A 20769-nucleotide genomic window follows, 5' to 3' on the forward strand; every position below is an offset into this window, starting at 1 on the left:
TCATGCGACATTTTCTCGATCTGCTGGACGTTTCAAAGGAAGAAGTAAAACGACTGCTGACCGCTACAGCAGCATTGAAATCCCAGACACGGGCAGAGTTTCTGCCATTGGCAGGCCATTGCCTGGGGCTGGTGTTTGAAAAACCATCGTTGCGAACGCGAGTCAGCTTCCAGGCTGCCATGGGACAACTCGGAGGCACCAGCATCTTTCTGAGTGGAGCTGATGCTGGACTGGGTACGAGGGAACCTCTTTCCGACTATGCCCGCGTGATGACTTCCTATGTGGATGCACTGGTGGTGCGAACTTTTCATCATGCCACGGTGGAGGGGTTTGCCCGTTACGCTGAGTGCCCCGTCATCAATGGACTGTCAGACTACTATCACCCATGCCAGGCCCTGGCTGATGTCTTTACCATTTCGGAACACTTCCGATCAATGGATCAGCGCACTGTCGTCTTCGTTGGTGATGGAAACAATGTCGCACGATCTCTCGCAGTGGCATGTGCTTATTTGAACTGGAAGTTCCGTCTGGTGTGTCCAGCAAGTTATGTTTTTGATGAACCGTTTGTCAAAACCTATCAGCAAAAGTTCCCGAAGTTACCATGTGAAATTCTTCACGATCCCATCCAGGCCATGCAGGGTGCAGATGTGGTCTATACCGATGTCTGGACCAGCATGGGGCAGGAGCAGGAAGCCCTGGAACGAAAACAGCAGTTCCAGGGATTTCAGGTAAATGCTGGCTTGCTCAAGAACGCCCCGAAGCATGCTGTGGTAATGCACTGCCTGCCTGCCCACCGAGGTGAAGAAATAGCAGCTGATGCTGTCGATTCTGATCAAAGTATTGTCTTCACCCAGGCTGCCAATCGTCTTCACCTGCAGAAAGCATTGTTGTTATGGCTGCTGATACCGGATCTATTGCCAGTCAAATAAAACTGCCCCAGAAAAAAACCTGGGGCATCGGTTCTTCAATTAATCTCAACTCAGCTTAGAGTGTCCAACCCTTGCGGTATTCAGGCTGAATGAACAGTTGAGCTTCCGAGCAATTGGTAACCCGCATGTTTGGGCCATCCCATTCGATTCGTTTGCCTACACGCATGGCAACATTGCCCAGCAGCATAGTTTCCGTGAACAGTGCAGCATAATCGAAATTGGAGAAGGGGCGGGCACCGCCTCGAATGCCTTCCACCCATTCCTTCTTCATACCGTAATCGCCTGAGCCATTGCGAGCCATGGTGATAGCTGGGCCTGATTTCCCGGATTGTAATTTCTCCTGCTCTTCGACAGGGAAATCCTTTTCCGGGTAGAGCCTATACTGGGCACCGTAATCATTGGGTGAAAAGAGTATTCCTTTTTCGCCGACGATAATGCTGCCACTGTCAGAGAGTTTTTCAATCATGCGAGTGTCTTTGTTGTACTTCAAACACTTGCTGAGCAAATCGGTAGGAGGCTGTACCAGAGATGCCTTGCGACCATCAGGCAACAGAACACGCCCTTCATACCAGTAGAGCTTGCATGGCTCCATATCGCCTCGAGCAGGGAACTCATACATGGCGGAAGCCCAAGCGGGATATGTTTCGGAATTCAAAGGCCCGCTGACTGCTGATACTGCTGTTGGATAGCCGAGTTTACATGCCATGAATGCCATGTTGGCCGTGTGACATGCCATATCGCCCAATGCACCAGTTCCAAAATCCCAAAACCCGCGCCAGGCAAAGGGATGCAGGCTGGAATGATAATCGCGGAACGGAGCCGGTCCGAGGAATTCATCCCAATGTACATGGGGTGGAACAGGCTTGGTCGCGGGACGCGAAACGATTTCGGGTGCCTGGGGCCAGACCGGGCGATTCGTCCAGACATGGATTTCCTTGATCTGTCCCAGCACGCCGCCCTGAATGAGTTCCACAGCACGTCGCAAACCGTTTTCCGCAGTGCCCTGGTTGCCCATCTGGGTAGTTACCTTCATTTCACTGGCCAGTTCACGCATTTTGCGGGCTTCGTGAACTGTGTGCGTCAGAGGCTTTTGACAATACACATGTTTACCCATTTTCATGGCCATCACTGCAGCGACGGAATGGGTATGATCCGGGGTGCTCACTACCACGGCATCAATGTTCTTGCCCTGCTCTTCGAGCATCTTGCGGAAGTCGAAGTACTTTTTGGGGTTGTGCTTATCACCCTTGTTCAAGTCCTGATAAGCCTTGTTGCAACGTTCATCATCGATATCGCAGATCGCTACCACATCACCAAACTGTCCAGCATGGAGTATGTCACTGTGACCTTTGCCACCGACACCAATACCTGCAAAACGCAGCTTCTCATTCGGTGAACGAGGATGAAGATTCGCTTGAGCTGTGCCTGCGACCCAGAATCCAGCACTTGCTGCTGCACTGGTAAATAGAAAATCGCGTCGGGTTGAAGAGGACATGCAGACAGTCTCCTGATGAATTACAGTTCACGGTCCTGTCTGCAGCCTGTTTCAGCAAATGCCGGCAAGACTAGATCAGGACATCCAAGGTGGGATTCGAACCACCTAACACTAAACAGTAACATGGCATTTTGCCAGAAGAAAATTCGAAGATTCAATTGTCTGACATCTACTATTCTCTCCTGCCATTTTTTCACGTTGATACAATAATTCCAAAACAACTTGTTTCAAGGAACCGCTGGTGAAGATCGTTCGTTTTCCGCATCCTGCTCTACGCTACCAGGCCAAACCCGTTACTACGATTGACGCAGAAGTCCGCAAGGTGATCGATGCCCTGCGTGATTTAACCTACCAGCACGAGGGTCTGGGGCTTGCTGCTCCACAAATCGCTGTACCACTGCAGATATTCTTCATGAACCCTTCGGGTGAGAAGGAGCAGAAAGAAGAAGAACGAGTGATCATCAACCCGGTAATTAGTATGCGGGAAGGCAGCGAAGAACGGGAAGAAGGCTGCCTCAGTTTTCCGGAACTGTACCAGAATGTCCGCAGGGCCAAGAAAATCCGTTTAGAAGCCTATGATCCCGAGGGGGGGAAAATCGACATGATTTTCGAAGACTTGCCAGCTCGCATTGTGCAACATGAAGCTGATCACCTGCATGGCAAATTGTTCATTGATTATTTCAATACGATCAGCAAGCTAGCTAGCCGGGGCATGATCTCTCAGTTTGAAAAGGATTTTCTGAAACAGCAGGAACGGGGCGAACTGCCTTCTAAAAAAGAAATGTTACGCCGACTCAGACAACTGGAGGAGCAGTTTGCAGAAGGAGCGAAACCAGCAAACTCTGAGCACAAACCTGTACTCTAATTATCCTTTTCCGGATCAACAGGTCTGCCTTCCAGTTGTCGTACTTTGATATTACGGAAGTGTATCTCGCCAGCTTCGGATTGCAGGGCAATTCTGCCTCTTGTGAATTCTGAATCTCGCCCAACCATGACCAGTTCATTATTCATTTTGACGGAAACAAATTTTCCATGGCAGGTGATGGTCGTCGTATTCCAATCGCCCATCGGCTGATCAACTCCGTCCATTCGACGAAGAAATACATCTTTCTGTTTATCATCTTTATAATCGGGATGAATGCTCAGCTTGAATCCATTCAGCAGTGCAACATCCCCTGCCCGTCCTTCGTTCAATCTCAGCTGAATCGATTTAGGCCAGATGGAATCTGCTTCGGTATTGATGTGCAGCAAGACTCCACTATGGTAGACCGGTTCCTTCTCGGATTTTGCCGGGGTCGTATTCCGGTCTACTGCCCATCTCCATTCCAGGCTGAGTTCATAACTGGAAAACATTTTTTCCGTCACCAGATAACCGGGTGAAGTACCTTTGATGATGAGATACTTTTCCACAGGATCCATAGTGAACAGATCATGAACATTAACCTGCTTGTCAGGCGAATATTTGTTCCACCCGAGGAAATTCTGGGTAGGCCATAATACGGTAGTTTTTGTGTCACGGTTTTCAGCCTGCCCCCAGAGGGGAACACACCACACCAGGGTCAGTAAACCAACGATGATCTGTCTAACTGGGCGAAGAGAATACATGTCTTCTCCTTGAATCTGCTGATTGCAGCCTACCCTGTAGAATGCTATTCTGCAACCATGGATTACTTCTTCCTGGTGAATAGAGTTGGCTTCATGTATTCCTTCATACTGTTCCTGGTTATTTTCTGCTCTGTTCTTTCGATAACTGAGGTGCCAGTTCATGGCATGTGGGATGAGTCTTCAGAATATGTTCAGGCATTGTGGAAAAACACTGTTCGTAAACAAACTGGCAAGTTGTCGACCCATGAAACGGAGCACGTTTTTACCGCAGGCACAGCGGAGCCAAAACTACTGGAAACCATCGGCAAAGCTGCCGAGCGTGCCGTAGTCTATGCTCAAAAATCGGTGGGGTACGATAAGAAGCCAGTAGAGCGTGACAATCAACCCATGTCTGATCGGCCCGTGCAATGGGAAGGCAAACTGATGGTGCTTGCCTGCCGGGAACGTCAGGAATTCAACGAACTGTTTTCCAAATTAAAGCAAAGCAGGCCGCAGCAGGATGAAAAAGGAGTAGCCATCCATGAAAAAGGAAAAACGTTGATTCTCCTTGATGCATCCACTACCCAGACTCAGCAGCGAGCTACCATACGGGCGGTTGAACTCGCAGGCGCCGCCACCATGACCAGGCGCCATGAAACCATCCCCAACTGGTTTGCTACCGCATTCGGTCGCACGCTGGCGTACCGGTTCGATGCTAAAGCATTTGCAACAGAACGTGGCAAAGTGCCCTATTGGGCTGCCAAGGTGCATGTCCGCGACCTGCTGCAGGAAGATAACAGTGCGATACCTGCAGAAACTTTGCTGCCTATGCAGGCCAGTATGGTGGAATGTCTGGCCCAATCCCCCCAGTTTCAGGAAAAATGGTTCCTGCTACTCGATGAATTATCATTCCGCGGAGGCAATCTCTATTCAGCACTTGAAGAACAGGGTATCAAGCTGGAAGCCTTACAGATTAACTGGAAGAACAGCTTGTGGAAACAACCGGAACCCCGCTCCAAGTAGACCTTGCCCCCCGCGCACAGTTTCACATCACCAGCACTGGATTCTACTCTTTTTCTCATGGACAGCTTGAGTCGCCACAGCGCCAATTGCTAACGTAAGATCATCGCCGGGTAATTCCCGGCAGCCTTGTAGCACAACAATAATAAAGATTTGAGCAGCCCATGCAAATCGTGGCACGCGTCGATTGTCCACACGAGGACATTTCGTTTGATGATTTTTACCGCTTGTCGCCCTATACCACTGCCCAGCGTCACGGCATCTGGCGTGCGCTACAAACACGCCGCTGGCAGGCCCTGACCAATCTGCTGCAGGCTTTTCGGAAACGCGATCCCGAAACCTGGCGGCACTGCGAACGAGTTCAGCAATATGCGATTGATCTGGGAATCAAACTATGCTTGTCCATCCATGAACTGCAGATGCTTAAACTCTCTGCTCTGCTGCACGATGTAGGCAAGATGGCAATCAGCGAAGATATCCTGAATAAGGAAGTTCAACTCACCGAAGAAGAGTTCTGTATCGTTCGCATGCATTCTGAAGTGGGTGAACGGCTGGTTCACCCACTAATGCCGCATCCACAAGTGCTGGCGGGCATTCGTCATCATCATGAAAGAATGGATGGCACTGGCTATCCTGATCAATTACAAGGCAGACAGATACCACTGATCGCACGAATCATCAGTGTGGCTGATGTCTACGATGCATTGACTCACGTTCGGCCTTATCGCCGATTTTCACTCACGCCACTGGAAGCACTGGAAGTACTGGAAGTGCAGACAACAGGCCAGCTTGATCCTGACCTGGTGATACCATTCAGTAAATTCATCCGCTCGTCGCTGGAAACACTCCCAGAAACCAAGGCCCTCAAAGCATAACACCCCAAGATTTCTCCCGGGGTGCTGCAAAGGTTCCAGAAGATATTACTTCTTGTCAGCAGCCACTTTGTTCTGATGGAAGTAGCTGTCGATATCATTCATGATGTTGCTGCTGGCAGCAGGCTTGGTGACTGCCTTGTCGTTTGATTTGATATCTTCACGCAATTGGTGTTCAATCAGACTGGTTTCGATACGGTTTTCCAGGCTATCGACCAGTTCACGCAGTTGAGCGATTTCAGGTACCTGGAAATCTTCGCCTGCATGCTTGGCCTTGAGCTGAGCTACCTTGAGGTAATCGAGATCGGTCTTGAGCTTGCTGACGCGGGTAACCAGTTCTGAACGCTGCCCCTTGAGAGCTTCGCGCTGATCCTGCATCGACTTGATGCGGGCCTGCATCTGTTCCAGCATACCCTGCTTGTTCTTGAGTGCAGCTTCTGCAATCTTGAACTGCTTGAAATCCCGTTCCAGCTGTAAAGTTGCCATATCGCGGCTGGTGGTTGTTTTGCTGACCTGGATATTACGCACTTCTTCGGTGCGGGCCTGCAGTTCAGCTTTACGGGAATCGAGATTGGCGGTCATGGTTTCCACGTCGCGTTCGCAACTTCGAACGGCTGACATGTGGCTGGCGAGTGTGGTGATCAGACGATCATCCGTCTTATCCAGGTTCTGGAGCAGGTCTTCAGCCCGCTTGATCTCAAAATCGAGTGGAACCACTTTCTGAGTGGCCTGTCGGACTTCTTTCCAGCCCGTCTTCACATAGCTCATCAGTTCCCGGCCTGCGTTCGAACCGAACGCCCAGCCGACAACGACCAGCATCCCCGAAAGAATCAGCAATTTCTTGAACATCTGTGGCATCCTTCTGTCTAGAGGGGGGATCCCCACGTGTACGGTTGGAACGTTTCGACCTCTGAATGATTCGGTGATAACGTTCGGCTTGGTTAAAGAGTGATTCGATTGACTGAGAAGGGTATTTAGAAGATTTACAAGAAATATCAGAAATCTTGAGAATATCGAAAAGTATCGTTATTTCGCACCAATTGCAGTAAGAATAGTACTGAACACACTAGAACATGGGTCAAGATGCACCATTTCGCGAACCGCCTGCATGCCGGAATTCACCAGAAAAGGACGCCCTTGTGCGTCGGGCTCGATCCGCGTTGGGAGAGTCTGCCCCTCTCCATTACCAGTCTGCATCAGCGTGATATCGAAGGTCGTGCACAGGCTTATGAACAATTCTGTAGTCGTGTTCTTGAAATCGTGCAGCCCTACACAGCCATCGTAAAACCACAGTCTGCATTCTTCGAAATACTCGGCTCTGCCGGCCACCGGGCAATGGAACACATCATTTCCAAGGCACACCAACTAGGCCTCCTGGTCATTCTTGATGCCAAGCGTAATGACATTGCATCCACCGCAACCGCCTATGCCGAGGCTGCATTTGACCTGCTGAAAGCAGATGCACTGACGGTCAACCCGTATCTGGGCCGCGATGCAATGGAGCCTTTTATTACCGAAGCTAGAAAGCATCATGCCGGGTTGTATGTACTGGTGCGAACCAGCAATCCTGGCGCGGGACAGTTTCAGGATCTGATGACTGATCAAGGCAAGGTCCATGAAGTGGTAGCCCGTGCCGTTAATGACTGGAGCAATGAGCACCTTGGAACGAGTGGCTATGGTGATGTAGGGGCAGTGGTGGGAGCCACTTCGCCTGCAGAGCTGTCTCATCTTCGCACAATCATGCCACAGGCTCCTTTCCTGGTACCAGGTTATGGGGCACAAGGTGGATCAGCTGCTGATTGCCAGGGTGCATTTCAGACGAACGGCATGGGAGCAGTCATCAACAGTTCGCGCGGCATCATGTTCCCATTCAAACCCGACGACGCTCAATGGGAACAAAAAATTGAAACGGCTGCAAAGAAGAGTGCAGAAGAATTAGGAAAAGTAGCAGGACTACGGTGAGCTGCAAGATCATACAACAATCCTGTCACGAATCTTTGAAGGATTGAAATGCCTAAGTATCTCATCACCGGCGCCACCGGGTTTGTCGGCAGCCATCTGGCGGAAGCCTGTCAGCAGCGTGGCATTCCCACGGTGACCATCGCCCGTTCCACCAGTGATTTACGCTGGCCTCAGCAGTTTGGCTGTCAAGTTGTACAAGGCGATATCACCGATCCAGCAGCCATCCGCCAGGCGATGGAAGGCGTCAATGTCGTCATCCATTCCGCAGCGAAAGTAGGCGACTGGGGGCCTGTGGAAGATTTTCGCGAAGTGAATGTGCAGGCAACTGTGCTGCTACTGGAAGAAGCCAAGAAACGCAAAATCGACCGCTTCGTTCACATCAGTTCACTCGGCGTTTATGAAGCTCGCGATCATTTCGACACCGATGAAACCACTCCTCCGCCCGCCCGACATATCGATGGCTACACACAGACCAAAATGGAAGCGGAAGCTGTTGTCACTGGCTTCTATAAAGCGTCGCAAGTCCCAACCGTTATCCTTCGGCCAGGCTTTGTCTACGGCACTCGCGACCGCACTGTGCTTCCCAAACTGATCGATAACCTCAGGCAAGGCAAAGTGCGTTACCTCGGCTCCGGCCAACAGCAAATGAACACCATCCACGTGAAGAACATCATCCAGGCAGTCTTCCTCGCTATCGAAAAGCCTGAAGCTGTAGGCCAAATCTATAACCTCACCGATGATGAAGTCGTCACCAAAAAGATGTTCATGGAAACCGTGGCTGATACAGCGGGTTTACCCAGACCCACGAAACATGTTCCATTGGCTGTTACTAAAACTCTTGCCAAGGTAATTGAAAGCATCGCCCGGATGCGGAAAGCCAAGCAGGCGCCATTGCTTACCCAGGGACGCATCAAATTCCTCGGCCTGAACCTTGGCTACAGTTGCAACAAAATCAAAAAAGAACTCGGATATAAACCCGAAGTAAAGTTTGCCCAGGGAATGCCCGAAGCAGTTCGCTGGATTCTTGAGGATCAGAAGCGATGAGCCAGGGCTCCACGTCGCCATCCCTCAGTGTGGAATTCTTCAACCAGGTCTATCAAGGCAAGCCGGCTTGGGAGATCGATACTCCGCAGCCTGAAATCATCAAGCTGGCTGAAGCAGGAAAACTCACCGGACATGTGCTGGATATTGGTTGTGGCACAGGCTGCAATGCCATCTACCTGGCAGAGCGAGGTTGCAACGTGACCGCTTTTGACCTGGTTTCTGCAGCCATCGAACAGGCCAAAGCCAGGCTGGGAAATCGACCATTGCCTGTTAATTTCCTGGTTGCGAGTGCCTTGCAGTTACCGGAATGGTCTGAACCGTTCGATGTCGCCATTGATGCCGGGGTGTTCCATGTGTTCAATGATAAGGATCGACTGCGGTACAGCGAGAATATCCATCGTTCACTGAAGCCTGGTGCGAAGCTGTATGTGATCTGTTTCAGCGAACATCAACCAGGCACTGACGGCCCCCGACGGATGACACAGCAAGAAATTCGTGACTCATTCCAGCGAGGATGGCAGGTTGAATCAATTGAACCAGCCATCTACCAGACACAGGCACAGTTTCACGGATCAGCGAAAGCCTGGCTGGCTACGATCAAACGAGTCTGAAAACTATTTATCCGGATATGCTTTGAGCGCTGCAGCCAGGATTTTCACCGAAGCACGTAGATCTTCTTCCTTCAATACATAAGCAATACGCACCTCGTTGTTGCCCAGGCCAGGAGTGGCATAGAAGCCATTGGCAGGGGCAACCATCACGGTGGCACCATCTAACTGAAAATCAGACAATAGCCAAGTGGCAAAGGCGTCGCTGTCTTTCACTGGCAGCCTGGCAACGAAGTAGAACGCGCCTTCGGGCTTACGCAGAAACACACCGGGAATCTCTGAAAGACCCCGGAACAGAATGTCACGCCGTTTCTGATATTCCTGAGCAATGCCCTGGAAGTATTCAGGCCCCAGCTCTACTGCACCGCGAGCTATGAACTGAGCCAGCCCAGGCGGCGATAAACGCCCTTGTGCCATCCGCATGCAGGCATCATAAATCGGCTTGTTCCGTGTCACCAGGCAACCCAGGCGGATACCACAGGCGCTGTACCGTTTGGAAAGACTATCCACCACGATGACATGTTCTTCGAAACCAGGCAGCGTCAGCGTACTGATCGCCTGGTTACCGTCGTATACAAACTCACGATATACTTCATCTGCCAGCAGAAACAGGTTATGGTCCTTACAGAACTGGGCGACCATCTGCAATTCATCCATCCGATAAACCGTACCGGTTGGATTGCTGGGATTACACAGAATGACCATTCGGGTTTTGGGTGTAACTACCTTTTCCCATTCGCTGCGAGGCGGAAGATGGAAACCATCTTCACCTTTGCTCAACAAAGGCTTCAGGGTGACACCCGCCATCATGGCGAAGGATCGATAGTTGGTGTAGAAAGGCTCAACCACCATGATTTCATCGCCGACATTGCAGCATGCATACATGGCAAAGAGAATGGCTTCGCTGCCACCAGTCGTAGCGAGTATTTCCGAAGTCTTCAATTCGATGCCGAGCTTGCGATAATACTGCTGAATGGTTGCAACATACTCCGGCGTACCTGCTGAAGGTGAATAAGCATAAACCTTGTCTTTGAGTTGCAACAGTTTATCCCGCAGCGCAGGTGGTGTTTCCAGATCAGGCTGACCGATGTTCAGATGATAAACATGCACGCCCATCTTCTTGGCAGCATCAGCATAGGGCGCCAACTTACGAATAGGCGAAGCAGGCATCTGCATGCCACGTTCTGAAACAGCTAAGGGCATTCAATCAACTCCAACAGGAAGAGTTATTGTAGAAGCCAGAAGTCAGGAGACAGTAGTCAGGAGAATGGAAGCAATAGTCGAACGTTACTTGCCTGTTTCAGTCTTCTTCTGAGGCAAATAGGCATGCCAGACCGAAAGGCCGGCGTCCCAACTGTTGATCGCCAGCCGCGTGCCTGATTTGTTAAAAACAATGCGGGGGTTGATGGCGTAGTCGTTCTGCCTTGGACTCCCGTGATGCTTGAGCGTAAAAATCTCGTGCCCCAAAATGGTGTCGAAAAAGACAATGTTGCTATCGTACCCAGCCACCAGCACGCGCTGGGAATCAGGTGTGAAGGCTAGTTCCGTTGATTCGTAACCGGCAAATACCCTGTGCTTCTCTTCCCCGGTCTTGGCATCGCGGATGGTCAGCACATTCTTATCAGGCACAAAATTGCAACCAGCCATCCATTTGCCATCCGGGCTGAATACCAGGCAGACACAGCGTTCCAGATCGAAGACTTTCGTGTAACGATAGGCACCACGATCTGCGAGATCAATCAATCTCAACCACTGTTTACGGTCTGCACTGCGCAGGATAGCTGCAATCTGGGTGCCATCCTGGTTCATGCAGAAAGCAGTAGAAAAGAAGGGCATCTCTTCCCGATGCACCAGTTCAAAACTATCCATGCTCCAGACCTGGTATTCGCACTTAAATGGAACAGGCTTGGGCGGATTGCTGGCAGGCTGCATGAAATGCCCTGCCATCAGCAATCTCTTGTCATCACCACTGAAGCTTAATCGGAACGCATAGTAAGGCAGCGTCGGAGATTTCCAGATCTGTTGTCCTGACAATGAATCAAACAGCAACACATGATGCCCGGTGGCATCAACACAAGCCAACCTTCGTCCATCCGATGTAAAGCGAACATCCTGACGAGGAGCCCGGAATTCCCCCATCACACCTGGCAGGTGCATTCTCTTCACTACTTTCCTGGTCTGCAGATCAAGGTGCAGCAACTGTTGTGAACGATGCTCAAAAACCGCCATGAATGGAGTGTTCTCGATAAAACGGCAATCCGAAATCCATTCGCCTCCACAACCTGCATCGATGTTGTATTTGTCCTGAAACAGATTCCGGTCTACATCCCAGAGAATCACATTGGCATCAATGCCTCCGCTGGCCAGCAGTGAACTGTCAGGATCAAACGATGAAGTCCGTACCGATCCCTTGTGTCCACGGTATTCCCGAATGCAATCACCAGCCCGTGGTGAATCCTGCTGGATGTTCCAGACTCTGACCGAGCCATCCATACCGGTTGACGCCAGAGTGGTACAGGAAGCGTTAAACACGATCGAAGTGATGAAACCCTGGTGCCCCCGCAACACCAGCGGTGCTGCATCTTTCTCCACGGCAGACCACATCAGAATATCCTGTCCAGCCTGATGATCGGAGGATACGCACAACTGCTTTACATCGGGAGTAAACATCAGATGCGTGGGACGATGAATGCGTGTATGTTTCAGCAAGCTGCCATCTTGTGAGTTCAACCAGAACAATTCTCCACTTTGATAACAACACACCGCAAGCTGGTTGCCATCGGCAGATATGGCTAATCGCCAGTCACGAAATGAAAAAGATTTGATCCAAAGACTTTTGTTCTGTTCGATATCCCAGATACCTGCCTTATTATCCTGGGTTACAAACAAAATGCGCCTACCATCCGCACTGAACTCCAGATGCTTACACGGTTCAGGAAATTCAATGGATCGAACTGTCTGTTTATTAGCCACATTAAACAACTGAACCGTTTTGGGAATCACATCATGCTGCCAGTAAATGGCCAACCCGGCTGGCAATGCCAGTTTGTAGAATTTGCCCGCAGGCATGGCAAAACCTTTCAGCTTTGCATCACCTTTCAGTTCAGCCAGATCGAGCACGGTAAAATTGTTTTCCTGATCCATGACCAGGGCATATCGCCCCTGGCATGCCAGATGCACGTCTCGCAATGGCAATCGACTGCTATACACCAGCCGATGTTTCCAGAGTTTTTCACCCTTCTGCGGAAAATACAGGTATAGCCTGCCGGGAAACTGCTTTGGCCCGTAATCACCATAAAATTCAGCGCCTTCACACACCAGCATACCCTGCTGATCAGGCAGAAAATGGATGCGCTGTACATAATCCTGTGCATGCCGGATTACCTGCTCCATCGGCCTGCACAAACGCTTGAGATAATAGAATTCCCAACTGCGTGGATCACGCTCACCCTCCGCAGGCCAGCTCTGATCAAGCAGATGTTCTGCACGCTGCAACTGCCCCTGGCGAAGCAGCAGATCAGCCTGAGCTACTTTGCTGTAATAAAGGGAAAGTCTGGCACGCTGTTCCGATTCACGGGCAATATGCTCTGCTGACAGCGCCTTCCCAGCTTCATCCCGTGCGACCTTCTCAGCAATTCGGGCCTGGTCGCGCGCCAATCCAGCTTGTAACGAATGGGCTTCCGCGAGATAGCGATCCTGCTCCGCCTGGTACCAGAAAAAACCAATCACTATCAAGGCAACAGTGATGACTGTCAAAAGTAACCCGGCCAATGCTGCAATAGCCGGGTGCCGTTTCATCCATTTCCGGAACCGCTGCCACTCAGTAAGGGGTCTGGCCTGGATTGGCTCATGATTGAGAAATCGCGTAAGATCATCCGCCAGTGCTGCCGCTGAGTGATAACGCCGCTGCGGATCCTTCTCCAGACATTTCAGGCAAATAGTCTCGAGGTCTTTGTTGAGTTGTGGCTTGTACTTTCGAGGTGAAGGCGGCTCCAGGGTCTGTGCTTCCACCAGCATCTTCAACACATCGGCCGCTTCGAAAGGCAGGTGCTCAGTCAACAACTCATAAAAGATGACGCCGAGTGAATAAACATCGATGGAACAATGCGGGGCACGGTAAGTGGGATCAGCCAGTTCCGGTGCCATGTATTGTGGCGTGCCCACCAGAAACTCAGGTGCAGTGAGATCCCGGCTAGCCTCCCCATCAAACGAAATCGCCTTCACCAGACCAAAATCGGTAATCTTGGGATTGAAAGCTGTCGATGCCACCAAGCGGCTTGCAACATGCGAATCCGATGAGGGTGCAGGTGCTTCATGACTCAGCAAAATGTTCGAAGGCTTCAGATCTCGATGGATCAACCCATGGTCATGGGCATGCTGAATCGCCCGGGCCAGGGTGATCATCAGTTGAGCAGCTTCATTTTCTGTGAACTTATGTTCGCGTATGTAGCGAAAGAGTGTCGGCCCTTCGACATACTCCAGCACCATATAGGGATGAGGAATTCCGCCCCGGATGCCGGGCATTTCTCCCAGTTCATACACCTGCACAATATGGGGATGACGCAACTGGGCGACTGCTTCCGCTTCAATGCGGAACCGCATCCGCTGTTCCGGGCTGGCAAACTCCGGATCAAGAAGCATCTTGATGGCTACCAGCCGCTTCAGCCGAACATCACGGGCCTTGAAGACAATACCCATGCCGCCGCGACCCAGTTCCTGGAGCACTTCATAGCCCAGAATATCAGGCAACTGTGGCGTCAATGCGACAATGGAATCATTGCGCAACGTATCGGGCCCATGATCTTGACTGGGAGTGCGCTCAGGCTCAACCGGATTCAGTACCGAGGTGGGCATGCATAAAGATAGGTTATTCTTGTGGCGAACTCAAATGGGAGTGAACAATTACTCCCATCGTTTTAATTTCTTCTGCATACCCATAATCTGCAGCAAATTTTCTTCGCCATACTCCAGTTCAACCCAACCTGTTTGGATCAACAGAATACCCAGAAGAATACCAGCCAGGCATCCTGAAAGGTGTGCCATGTAGCCTATCCCGTCATGCAGATAGAAAATGTTGCCAAGCAGGTCGCAGACCAGATAAAAGAGCACCAGCCAGCCTGAAGAGATGGTTAGCACACCGATACCGAAAGGGATTTGAACGTAAAAAATGCGAGCATCATTACGAGGGTAAAACACCAGACACAAACCGGCAATGCCCATGATGGCACCCGATGCACCGAGTGATGGAGTGAGATCACCTGCCGCATATTGCAATCCAACTCGCACAAAATCACTCACTATTCCAAGCGCGAGATAACACATCAGAAAGAGGAAGTGATTCAGCTTGGCATTGATGGCATTGCCGAAGAGAAACAGAAAGAACATGTTGCCAAGCAAATGTCCCAAGTCGCCATGAACAAACATGGAGGTCACAGGCTGCCAGGGCCGCCAGGCTTCCGGATGCGTTGCCAGCGGCGTAACTTCTTTAGACCGCTCGAACTTCAACTCATTGATCAGCTTAGATAAACGCTCAACATCCTGCGGCGTTTTGCTCGCCTTAGTGCCAAGCTGATGTATCTCGATGATTCTCCTCGCATTATCCAGATCTGCCTTTTCAGGAAACCAGACCCAGTCTCCCAAAGTAATCAGGCAGGTAAACACGATCAGCAACCAGTTGGCGATGGGCAACTTCTGCATCGGCACGTCGAGATGGTATGGCAGAATCATGGAACTACCATAGATTGTTTATTTCTGCAGCTTATTCGCCTCGCTGGAGCATTGATTTGAAATAAACCTATCGCGTCTCCTCGGCCCGCTTGGCCATCGCATCCAGAATCTGTTGGCTAGTCCAGCCCACGGTGTGATTTCTTCTCGGTGCGATGATGATTTCGCCATTGAACTTAGGATTATCAAGATGATCCGCCGTTGATTTGAACCGATGCACTGCGTTGTTGAGGAAATAATCGTCTGCATCACCCACCCAGACATGTATCTTGCCGTTGAGCCGGGAGCCAATCGATTCCCACTTGCTTTCAAGATACAGTCGCAAATCGTGTTTCTTCCACGTTTCCACCACCGATTTGTCGATCTCACCAGTCCTGGCATTCCATAATGGCTTCGGCAATCCATCGGCACCACGTGGCCCATAAACTGCGTTCCACGAGCACCAGTCTTTTCCACCCGTGGCAAAGCTGCCACCACGGCCAATCACATTTTCCACCTGCGTTTCATGACGTACGGTCATCACCGTGTCGCCATTGACCGTTCGCTGGGAAGGCCGCTCGAACCCGAACTTGTTGACGTAGGCGTTGGTGTCCTCATAGATGTTGATCAATTCATAATCCCGAAAATCCACCGAGTCAGGACAGCTTGACCAGCAGCCATTAAAGTAATCGGGGTAGTAAAGCTGCAATGCCAGCGAAACCCAGCCACCCGTTGACGCTCCGGTAGTAAACCGTTTACCCGTGCCTCCGCATCGGAATGTCTTTTCGATATGTGGAATCACTTCCTGAGTCAGCGCATCGCCATAAGGCCCATTATTTTCCGAGTTCACCTGGTAAGGATCGCCAAACGGCCCTGCACCATCAAGCATGATCTGAACAAATCTAGGATCAGGACGAATACGGGAACCGCCCGTGTAGCGTGAGCCAAAACCACCAATGTGAACACAGAGCAGATACTGCTTTTCAGGTTCCTTATCGAAGTTTGCAGGCAAAATCACCGACAGACGATAGTACATGGGCCGCTTGTGAAAATCACTCAATAGCTTCGATGGAAACTTCAGGTATTTCACAGTTGCAGTATCACTGGGCATCCTCTCATCAGGCAAACGGTCACTCAGCATCAGTTGATGAGCCTGCTTAGCTTTCGGATTCCATTGAATGGTTGTCGGTTTGCTTATCAGGTTGCCAAAGGCTGTGGGCAAAGCAATATCCCGATTGGTGTGGAACACAGCCTGGGCGGAATAAGTACCTGCAGGAACTTCGCTGAGCTTGTTCACGGGGAATGCGGTGGAGGAATCATCGATCACTGCAATTTTATCTGCGATAAATTGATCCACATCCACGCCGAAGTAAGGTGAGCTGAATTTGCTGGTGGCGCCGATACCAAAGCGTGGTTCACCACCCCGCTGTCGTCCGCTCGGCGCTTGTCCCTCTTTCTGCAGGATGACCAACACTCTGCCTGATTCTGGAATTGCTTTCACCAGCGATGGATCAATCTTCACTTCAATGGTGGACTGGGCTTGAACCTGTGCAACTAAACCTGCCAACAACAGACAGATGAGCGATAAACGATTCATGGAGTTTTTCCCGTAAGACCGCTATCATGATACTGGCAAACCGAACGAATGCGAGTGAGTGAATAAACTGGTTTATGACACGTCTTCAATCAGCAATGGTCCAACTGAACCTGGCACGCCATTACACGCTGGGGCTGCTCAGTGACATTCCGGATGAGAAGTGGTTCTGGATGCCACAAGGTGGCGTTACCCATGTAGCCTGGCAGGTGGGACACATTGCCATGGCCGAATACAACCTGACTCTTGCGCGCATTCGAGGAATCTTGCCTCAAGATCGTGAATTATTTACCATTGATAACTTTGCAGAACTGTTCGGCAGAACTTCAATTCCACAAGCAGATGCAGCCAACTACCCTACCCCGTCAGCATTGCGAGAAACATTGACCAGGATACATGCACAATCGCAACAGGAGTTGCCTGCACTTGCAGATGAAAAACTGGATCAACCTTCTGCCCTGGCCAAACCACATCCAATCGTCACGACGAAACTGAGTTCACTTCTGTGGTGCGCTCAGCATGAAATGATTCATGCCGGCCAGATTGGTCTGCAGCGTCGCATGATGGGCACTGAACCGAAATGGTAGCCGGACTGTAACTTAGAGCGACTATCACAAAGAACCACCTCACCCCCAACCCCTCTCCCTCCAGGGGAGAGAGGAGAAAACTCTGTTTCACGCTGAATTTTTTGCGTTCCTGTCCATAGAGTATCTGCTCGTTCGTTAACATCCTGTCGCCCATCGTGGCTGACCTTCAGCAACTCGTTCTGATGCTTGCTGATGGTGTTCAACATCTCTGGAGTAGTACCATGAAGAAGATCGCACTCTGTCTGAGTCTGGCATTGCTGGCATGTACAGCGTGGGCAGACGACAAACCTGCTGGCAAACACTCAACCACCTCACCTGCTTTTGATGCTCTGAAAAAACTGGCAGGCACCTGGACTGCAGCAGGTCCTGACGGTAAGGAAATGCAAACCCAGTTCAAGCTGACAGCGGGCGGGTCGGTTCTGGTCGAAACACTTTTTCCCGGTACTCCACAGGAAATGGTCACTGTCTACCACATGGATGGTGGCGACCTGATCCTGACTCACTACTGCATGCTGGGAAACCAACCTCGACTGAAAGCTGCCTCCACCAAGGATACCAAAAAGCTGATGTTCAAATCGGTAGGCGGCACCAACATGAAGCCTGAAGATGCACACATGGGCCAGGCAATTCTAACCATCGTCGATGACAACCATTTCGAAGCTGACTGGTGTTCCTGCTCCAATGGCAAAGCGGATGAAAGTCATCACATTACGATGAAATTCACCAGGAAGAAGTAAACTATTTTGACTGAGCAGAGTCACTCGTTAATGGAGTGACTCTGACACCTTAATCGGCATCCTCACGATTTCAGCCACATCCCTGCAAAGTAACTGATGACGCTGACAATTGTTGAGAGCAAAGCACCCCAGATCAGGTCAATGATGGTAACCAGCATCGGCCAGTTCTTTACGGTTGCCTGATTAGTCAGATCATAGGTGGCATAGGTGACGAGTCCAAAGAGTGCAGCCTTCCAGATAACGGCAAACAACGATTTCTCTTCCAGTCCAGGCGATACCACAAACACCAGCAAGCCTACGATAAAGAGGCTGTAAAAGGCAAACGCTGCCCACCAGTTTATCTCAGGTGCCATCAGGTAGCCCAGGTGTTTCTGGTACATTCCCTTGGCTATCACCCCCAACCAGACCATATCAATAGCAAGAAATACCAGAAGTGTGACGGCATAGAGTTTCAGATAGTAAATCATTTTCATTCCCTGCTGGTTGCACTATCATTCGTCAGCATCCATGATAGCGGATTCGACAGTAATCGCTCACAGGCAAAGCGGTTTACCGCTCTGCCTGTGATTTATACTTTCGGAGATACCGCAGCAGGCTGATTATTGAGCATTAATTTCCTGCTTGATCTTCACTGAATCCAGAAACTTTTTAACCATCTTTGAACGGATTGTATTCTCATCCCTGGCACTCACCGTAACCATGTAGAGTTTGCCATTCTCAACTGTTATCCAGTGCAGTTGAAAGCCACCATCGTGCTGTACCAGGAACCAGTAACCAGCAGGTGATTGATCGTTCAGTTTGGTATCACCTTGTTTGATCACCTTCATGTTTTTCAGCTTTTCATCGACTCCTTCAAGATAAGGTATCACCATTTCCTTCAACTGTTCTGGCTGAGCCTTCTCAGCAGCGGCTGTCATACTGCCGGCGACAAATACCACGCCTTCGCTGGAACTGACATGCAGGGTCATCTGCACATGCGGTTGCTTGTCGCGAACCGTTTTGACGGTGCCGGGAAAGTTGGCAGAAAGATGGTTTTCTTTATCCTTGAATTCCCCAGCTACCATGAAACCGGAGAAAGTCAAAGCTGCAAGGCAGGTGAAAAGGATGCGACGAATCATGTGAAAGCTCCTGTTTACGGTTGTGTTTGCTGAACACCACCCTGTACAGACAGCTATCACCTTTGTGACAGAAATTAGCAGAAAATTTCAGTTCACCAGATCCAGATGAAGAATAGATGTCCATGGAAGAAACATCTGCAGCGACGACTGCCCTTTGAGCATTTCCAGAATCACTCCAGTTGCATCGGCATAAACCAGGGTGCCATCCATCGCCGAGGTTCCCTGTGTCCGCATCACGATATGCACACGCTTTTTGATCCAGTCAGCCAGGAGAGGAGTCATGGCAATGATCCTGTAGAAATGGTATGGGCTACCCCAGTATAGCGTATCGGTGTTGCCGATACATGTACGAAGTAGCCACTTTCACCGTACTATTTCGCCTGCGAATCGCGTTGCATAATGCCAAAGATATTGCCATCGGTGTCCTTCAGATAAGCCAGCCAACCGACCGTGGGTATAGGCATCTTGGGCAACGCAACTGTTCCACCTAACGATACACCCAGGCTGATCGTATCATCTACAGAATTTACTTCGATAGTGCAGACAAAACTGTTGATTGCCTGCCCTTCCACAGGAGATGGGCCTCGGCGAAGCACCAGACCGCCATTGATTCCAGGCTTGTCATCAGGTCCGGTGGTGATGAGCCAGTAATCCATCTGCCCCCATTGCTGAATATTCCACCCAAACAGCTTTCTGTAAAACTCGACTAGCCTCGCTGGATCCGCAGCATGAATTTCAAAATGCACCACTCGCGACATGACAGACTCCCATTCATTTTTTGCGAAGAATAGAAATCAATTCTATTCCATGCTGGCACATCCATTCCAACTTAAAATGTGCTGTGCTCTGCATTTCAGCCAGAAAGTTTTGCCAGGCTGGCTGATCCCAGACATGAAAGTGAATACTGTATTTCTTCTGCATCAGTCGCTGGGCGTGATCTTCTGCATCATCCGTGCGATGATCGACCAGTTGTGCCCATTCACGGTAATGGCCCAGCCTGGAATGATCCGTTCCCTGCGTATGATCCTCCCACAAATGATCCATTCCAGTTACTGGTCGCTCGCAATCAAACGTCTGCGATTTTTCAGGTATAGCCAGGTACAATATCCCGCCCGACTTCACGACGCGATAGAAATTCTTGAATGCACCGATCGGGTCTTCGCAGTGTTCAAGAAAATGATTCGCGATAATAAAGTCCTGCGAATGATCAGGAATCGTTTTCAGCGTTTCACCATCATCGATGATATCCAGAGGAATCAGAGGCAACGCGGCAAGTTCCGGATAGTGCTGCCTGAGTTCACTGACTGGCATGCGATCGATGTAGCGAACGAGAACCCCTGCAGGTACTGGCAACGGATTGTGCAGTGCACCAATTTCCAGACCGTTGCCACGAAGAAACCGATCTGCCAGAAAAGTGCGATCTTGTACGGGCCAAAGGTTCCGTGAAGGCCTCAGAAATCGTGTCATCCGTGACAATAGTTTCATGTGAACAGTCTCCGGTTGCTCACCAGATCAT

General features: G+C 50.4%; 21 protein-coding genes. 9 read left to right on the top strand and 12 right to left on the bottom strand.

Annotated elements, in window-relative coordinates; all coding sequences use genetic code 11:
* Positions 1–2: 2 nt before the first annotated feature.
* Entirely contained in the window at positions 3–929 is a 927-nt protein-coding gene (argF, locus tag JNJ77_15260) for an ornithine carbamoyltransferase (protein MBL8823944.1), read from the top strand.
* A 55-nt stretch (positions 930–984) separates the two neighbouring features.
* Here the strand turns inward: argF and JNJ77_15265 are convergent, their stop codons facing one another.
* Complete coding sequence (locus JNJ77_15265) at positions 985–2424, bottom strand: Gfo/Idh/MocA family oxidoreductase (protein MBL8823945.1); 1440 nt, start codon at positions 2422–2424, stop codon at positions 985–987.
* A 241-nt stretch (positions 2425–2665) separates the two neighbouring features.
* Here JNJ77_15265 and def point away from each other — a divergent pair, with 241 nt between their 5' ends.
* Positions 2666–3289: a peptide deformylase gene (gene def, locus JNJ77_15270; protein MBL8823946.1), complete on the top strand. Its 624-nt coding sequence runs from the start codon at positions 2666–2668 to the stop codon at positions 3287–3289.
* On the opposite strand, the gene JNJ77_15275 is transcribed toward def, so the two are convergent.
* A complete protein-coding gene (locus JNJ77_15275) occupies positions 3286–4029 on the bottom strand; it encodes a DUF1080 domain-containing protein (protein ID MBL8823947.1) in 744 nt (247 codons plus the stop codon). The genes def and JNJ77_15275 overlap by 4 nt on opposite strands.
* A 93-nt stretch (positions 4030–4122) precedes the next feature.
* On the opposite strand from JNJ77_15275, the gene JNJ77_15280 reads away from it, so the two are divergent.
* Both JNJ77_15280 and JNJ77_15285 read left to right on the top strand, forming a co-directional pair.
* The gene (locus JNJ77_15280; protein MBL8823948.1) at positions 4123–5031 is read left to right on the top strand and encodes a hypothetical protein; all 909 of its coding nucleotides are present in this window, start codon (positions 4123–4125) and stop codon (positions 5029–5031) included.
* Positions 5032–5192: 161 nt separating this feature from the next.
* A complete protein-coding gene (locus tag JNJ77_15285) occupies positions 5193–5903 on the top strand; it encodes an HD domain-containing protein (GenBank protein MBL8823949.1) in 711 nt (236 codons plus the stop codon).
* Between the two features lie 45 nt (positions 5904–5948).
* Here the strand turns inward: JNJ77_15285 and JNJ77_15290 are convergent, their stop codons facing one another.
* Entirely contained in the window at positions 5949–6749 is an 801-nt protein-coding gene (locus tag JNJ77_15290; GenBank protein ID MBL8823950.1) for a hypothetical protein, read from the bottom strand.
* Positions 6750–6983: 234 nt separating this feature from the next.
* Here JNJ77_15290 and pyrF point away from each other — a divergent pair, with 234 nt between their 5' ends.
* Genes pyrF through JNJ77_15305 form a run of 3 tightly spaced genes read left to right on the top strand, consistent with a single transcriptional unit; the run spans position 6984 to position 9517 of the window.
* On the top strand, positions 6984–7862 hold the full coding sequence (pyrF, locus tag JNJ77_15295; protein MBL8823951.1) for an orotidine-5'-phosphate decarboxylase: 879 nt from the start codon (positions 6984–6986) through the stop codon (positions 7860–7862).
* Between the two features lie 48 nt (positions 7863–7910).
* On the top strand, positions 7911–8906 hold the full coding sequence (locus tag JNJ77_15300; GenBank protein ID MBL8823952.1) for an NAD-dependent epimerase/dehydratase family protein: 996 nt from the start codon (positions 7911–7913) through the stop codon (positions 8904–8906).
* Entirely contained in the window at positions 8903–9517 is a 615-nt protein-coding gene (locus JNJ77_15305; protein ID MBL8823953.1) for a class I SAM-dependent methyltransferase, read from the top strand. The genes JNJ77_15300 and JNJ77_15305 overlap by 4 nt, the downstream gene beginning before the upstream one ends.
* A gap of 3 nt (positions 9518–9520) precedes the next feature.
* Here the strand turns inward: JNJ77_15305 and JNJ77_15310 are convergent, their stop codons facing one another.
* From JNJ77_15310 to JNJ77_15325, 4 genes are all read right to left on the bottom strand, one after another.
* The gene (locus tag JNJ77_15310; GenBank protein MBL8823954.1) at positions 9521–10717 is read right to left on the bottom strand and encodes a pyridoxal phosphate-dependent aminotransferase; all 1197 of its coding nucleotides are present in this window, start codon (positions 10715–10717) and stop codon (positions 9521–9523) included.
* An 84-nt stretch (positions 10718–10801) separates the two neighbouring features.
* Positions 10802–14368, bottom strand: a complete 3567-nt coding sequence (locus JNJ77_15315) for a protein kinase (protein MBL8823955.1) — start codon at positions 14366–14368, stop codon at positions 10802–10804.
* A gap of 48 nt (positions 14369–14416) precedes the next feature.
* Positions 14417–15241, bottom strand: a complete 825-nt coding sequence (locus JNJ77_15320; protein ID MBL8823956.1) for a rhomboid family intramembrane serine protease — start codon at positions 15239–15241, stop codon at positions 14417–14419.
* 67 nt (positions 15242–15308) lie between these two features.
* On the bottom strand, positions 15309–16814 hold the full coding sequence (locus tag JNJ77_15325; protein MBL8823957.1) for a hypothetical protein: 1506 nt from the start codon (positions 16812–16814) through the stop codon (positions 15309–15311).
* A gap of 74 nt (positions 16815–16888) precedes the next feature.
* Here JNJ77_15325 and JNJ77_15330 point away from each other — a divergent pair, with 74 nt between their 5' ends.
* Entirely contained in the window at positions 16889–17398 is a 510-nt protein-coding gene (locus JNJ77_15330; protein ID MBL8823958.1) for a DinB family protein, read from the top strand.
* A gap of 221 nt (positions 17399–17619) precedes the next feature.
* Positions 17620–18135: a hypothetical protein gene (locus JNJ77_15335; protein MBL8823959.1), complete on the top strand. Its 516-nt coding sequence runs from the start codon at positions 17620–17622 to the stop codon at positions 18133–18135.
* 62 nt (positions 18136–18197) lie between these two features.
* On the opposite strand, the gene JNJ77_15340 is transcribed toward JNJ77_15335, so the two are convergent.
* The 5 genes from JNJ77_15340 to JNJ77_15360 all read right to left on the bottom strand — a co-directional run bounded on the left by JNJ77_15340 (position 18198) and on the right by JNJ77_15360 (position 20738).
* Positions 18198–18608 (bottom strand): DUF2177 family protein, encoded by a 411-nt coding sequence (locus tag JNJ77_15340; protein ID MBL8823960.1) that lies wholly within the window; start codon positions 18606–18608, stop codon positions 18198–18200.
* A gap of 126 nt (positions 18609–18734) precedes the next feature.
* Positions 18735–19253 (bottom strand): hypothetical protein, encoded by a 519-nt coding sequence (locus tag JNJ77_15345; GenBank protein ID MBL8823961.1) that lies wholly within the window; start codon positions 19251–19253, stop codon positions 18735–18737.
* Between the two features lie 87 nt (positions 19254–19340).
* A complete protein-coding gene (locus JNJ77_15350; protein ID MBL8823962.1) occupies positions 19341–19535 on the bottom strand; it encodes a hypothetical protein in 195 nt (64 codons plus the stop codon).
* Between the two features lie 89 nt (positions 19536–19624).
* The gene (locus JNJ77_15355) at positions 19625–20011 is read right to left on the bottom strand and encodes a VOC family protein (GenBank protein MBL8823963.1); all 387 of its coding nucleotides are present in this window, start codon (positions 20009–20011) and stop codon (positions 19625–19627) included.
* 13 nt (positions 20012–20024) lie between these two features.
* Positions 20025–20738, bottom strand: coding sequence for a methyltransferase domain-containing protein (locus JNJ77_15360; protein ID MBL8823964.1), 714 nt, complete (start codon positions 20736–20738; stop codon positions 20025–20027).
* Between the last annotated feature and the right edge of the window lie 31 nt (positions 20739–20769).

It is taken from the genome of Planctomycetia bacterium (genome assembly GCA_016795155.1).
Classification (GTDB): Bacteria; Planctomycetota; Planctomycetia; order Gemmatales; family HRBIN36; genus JAEUIE01.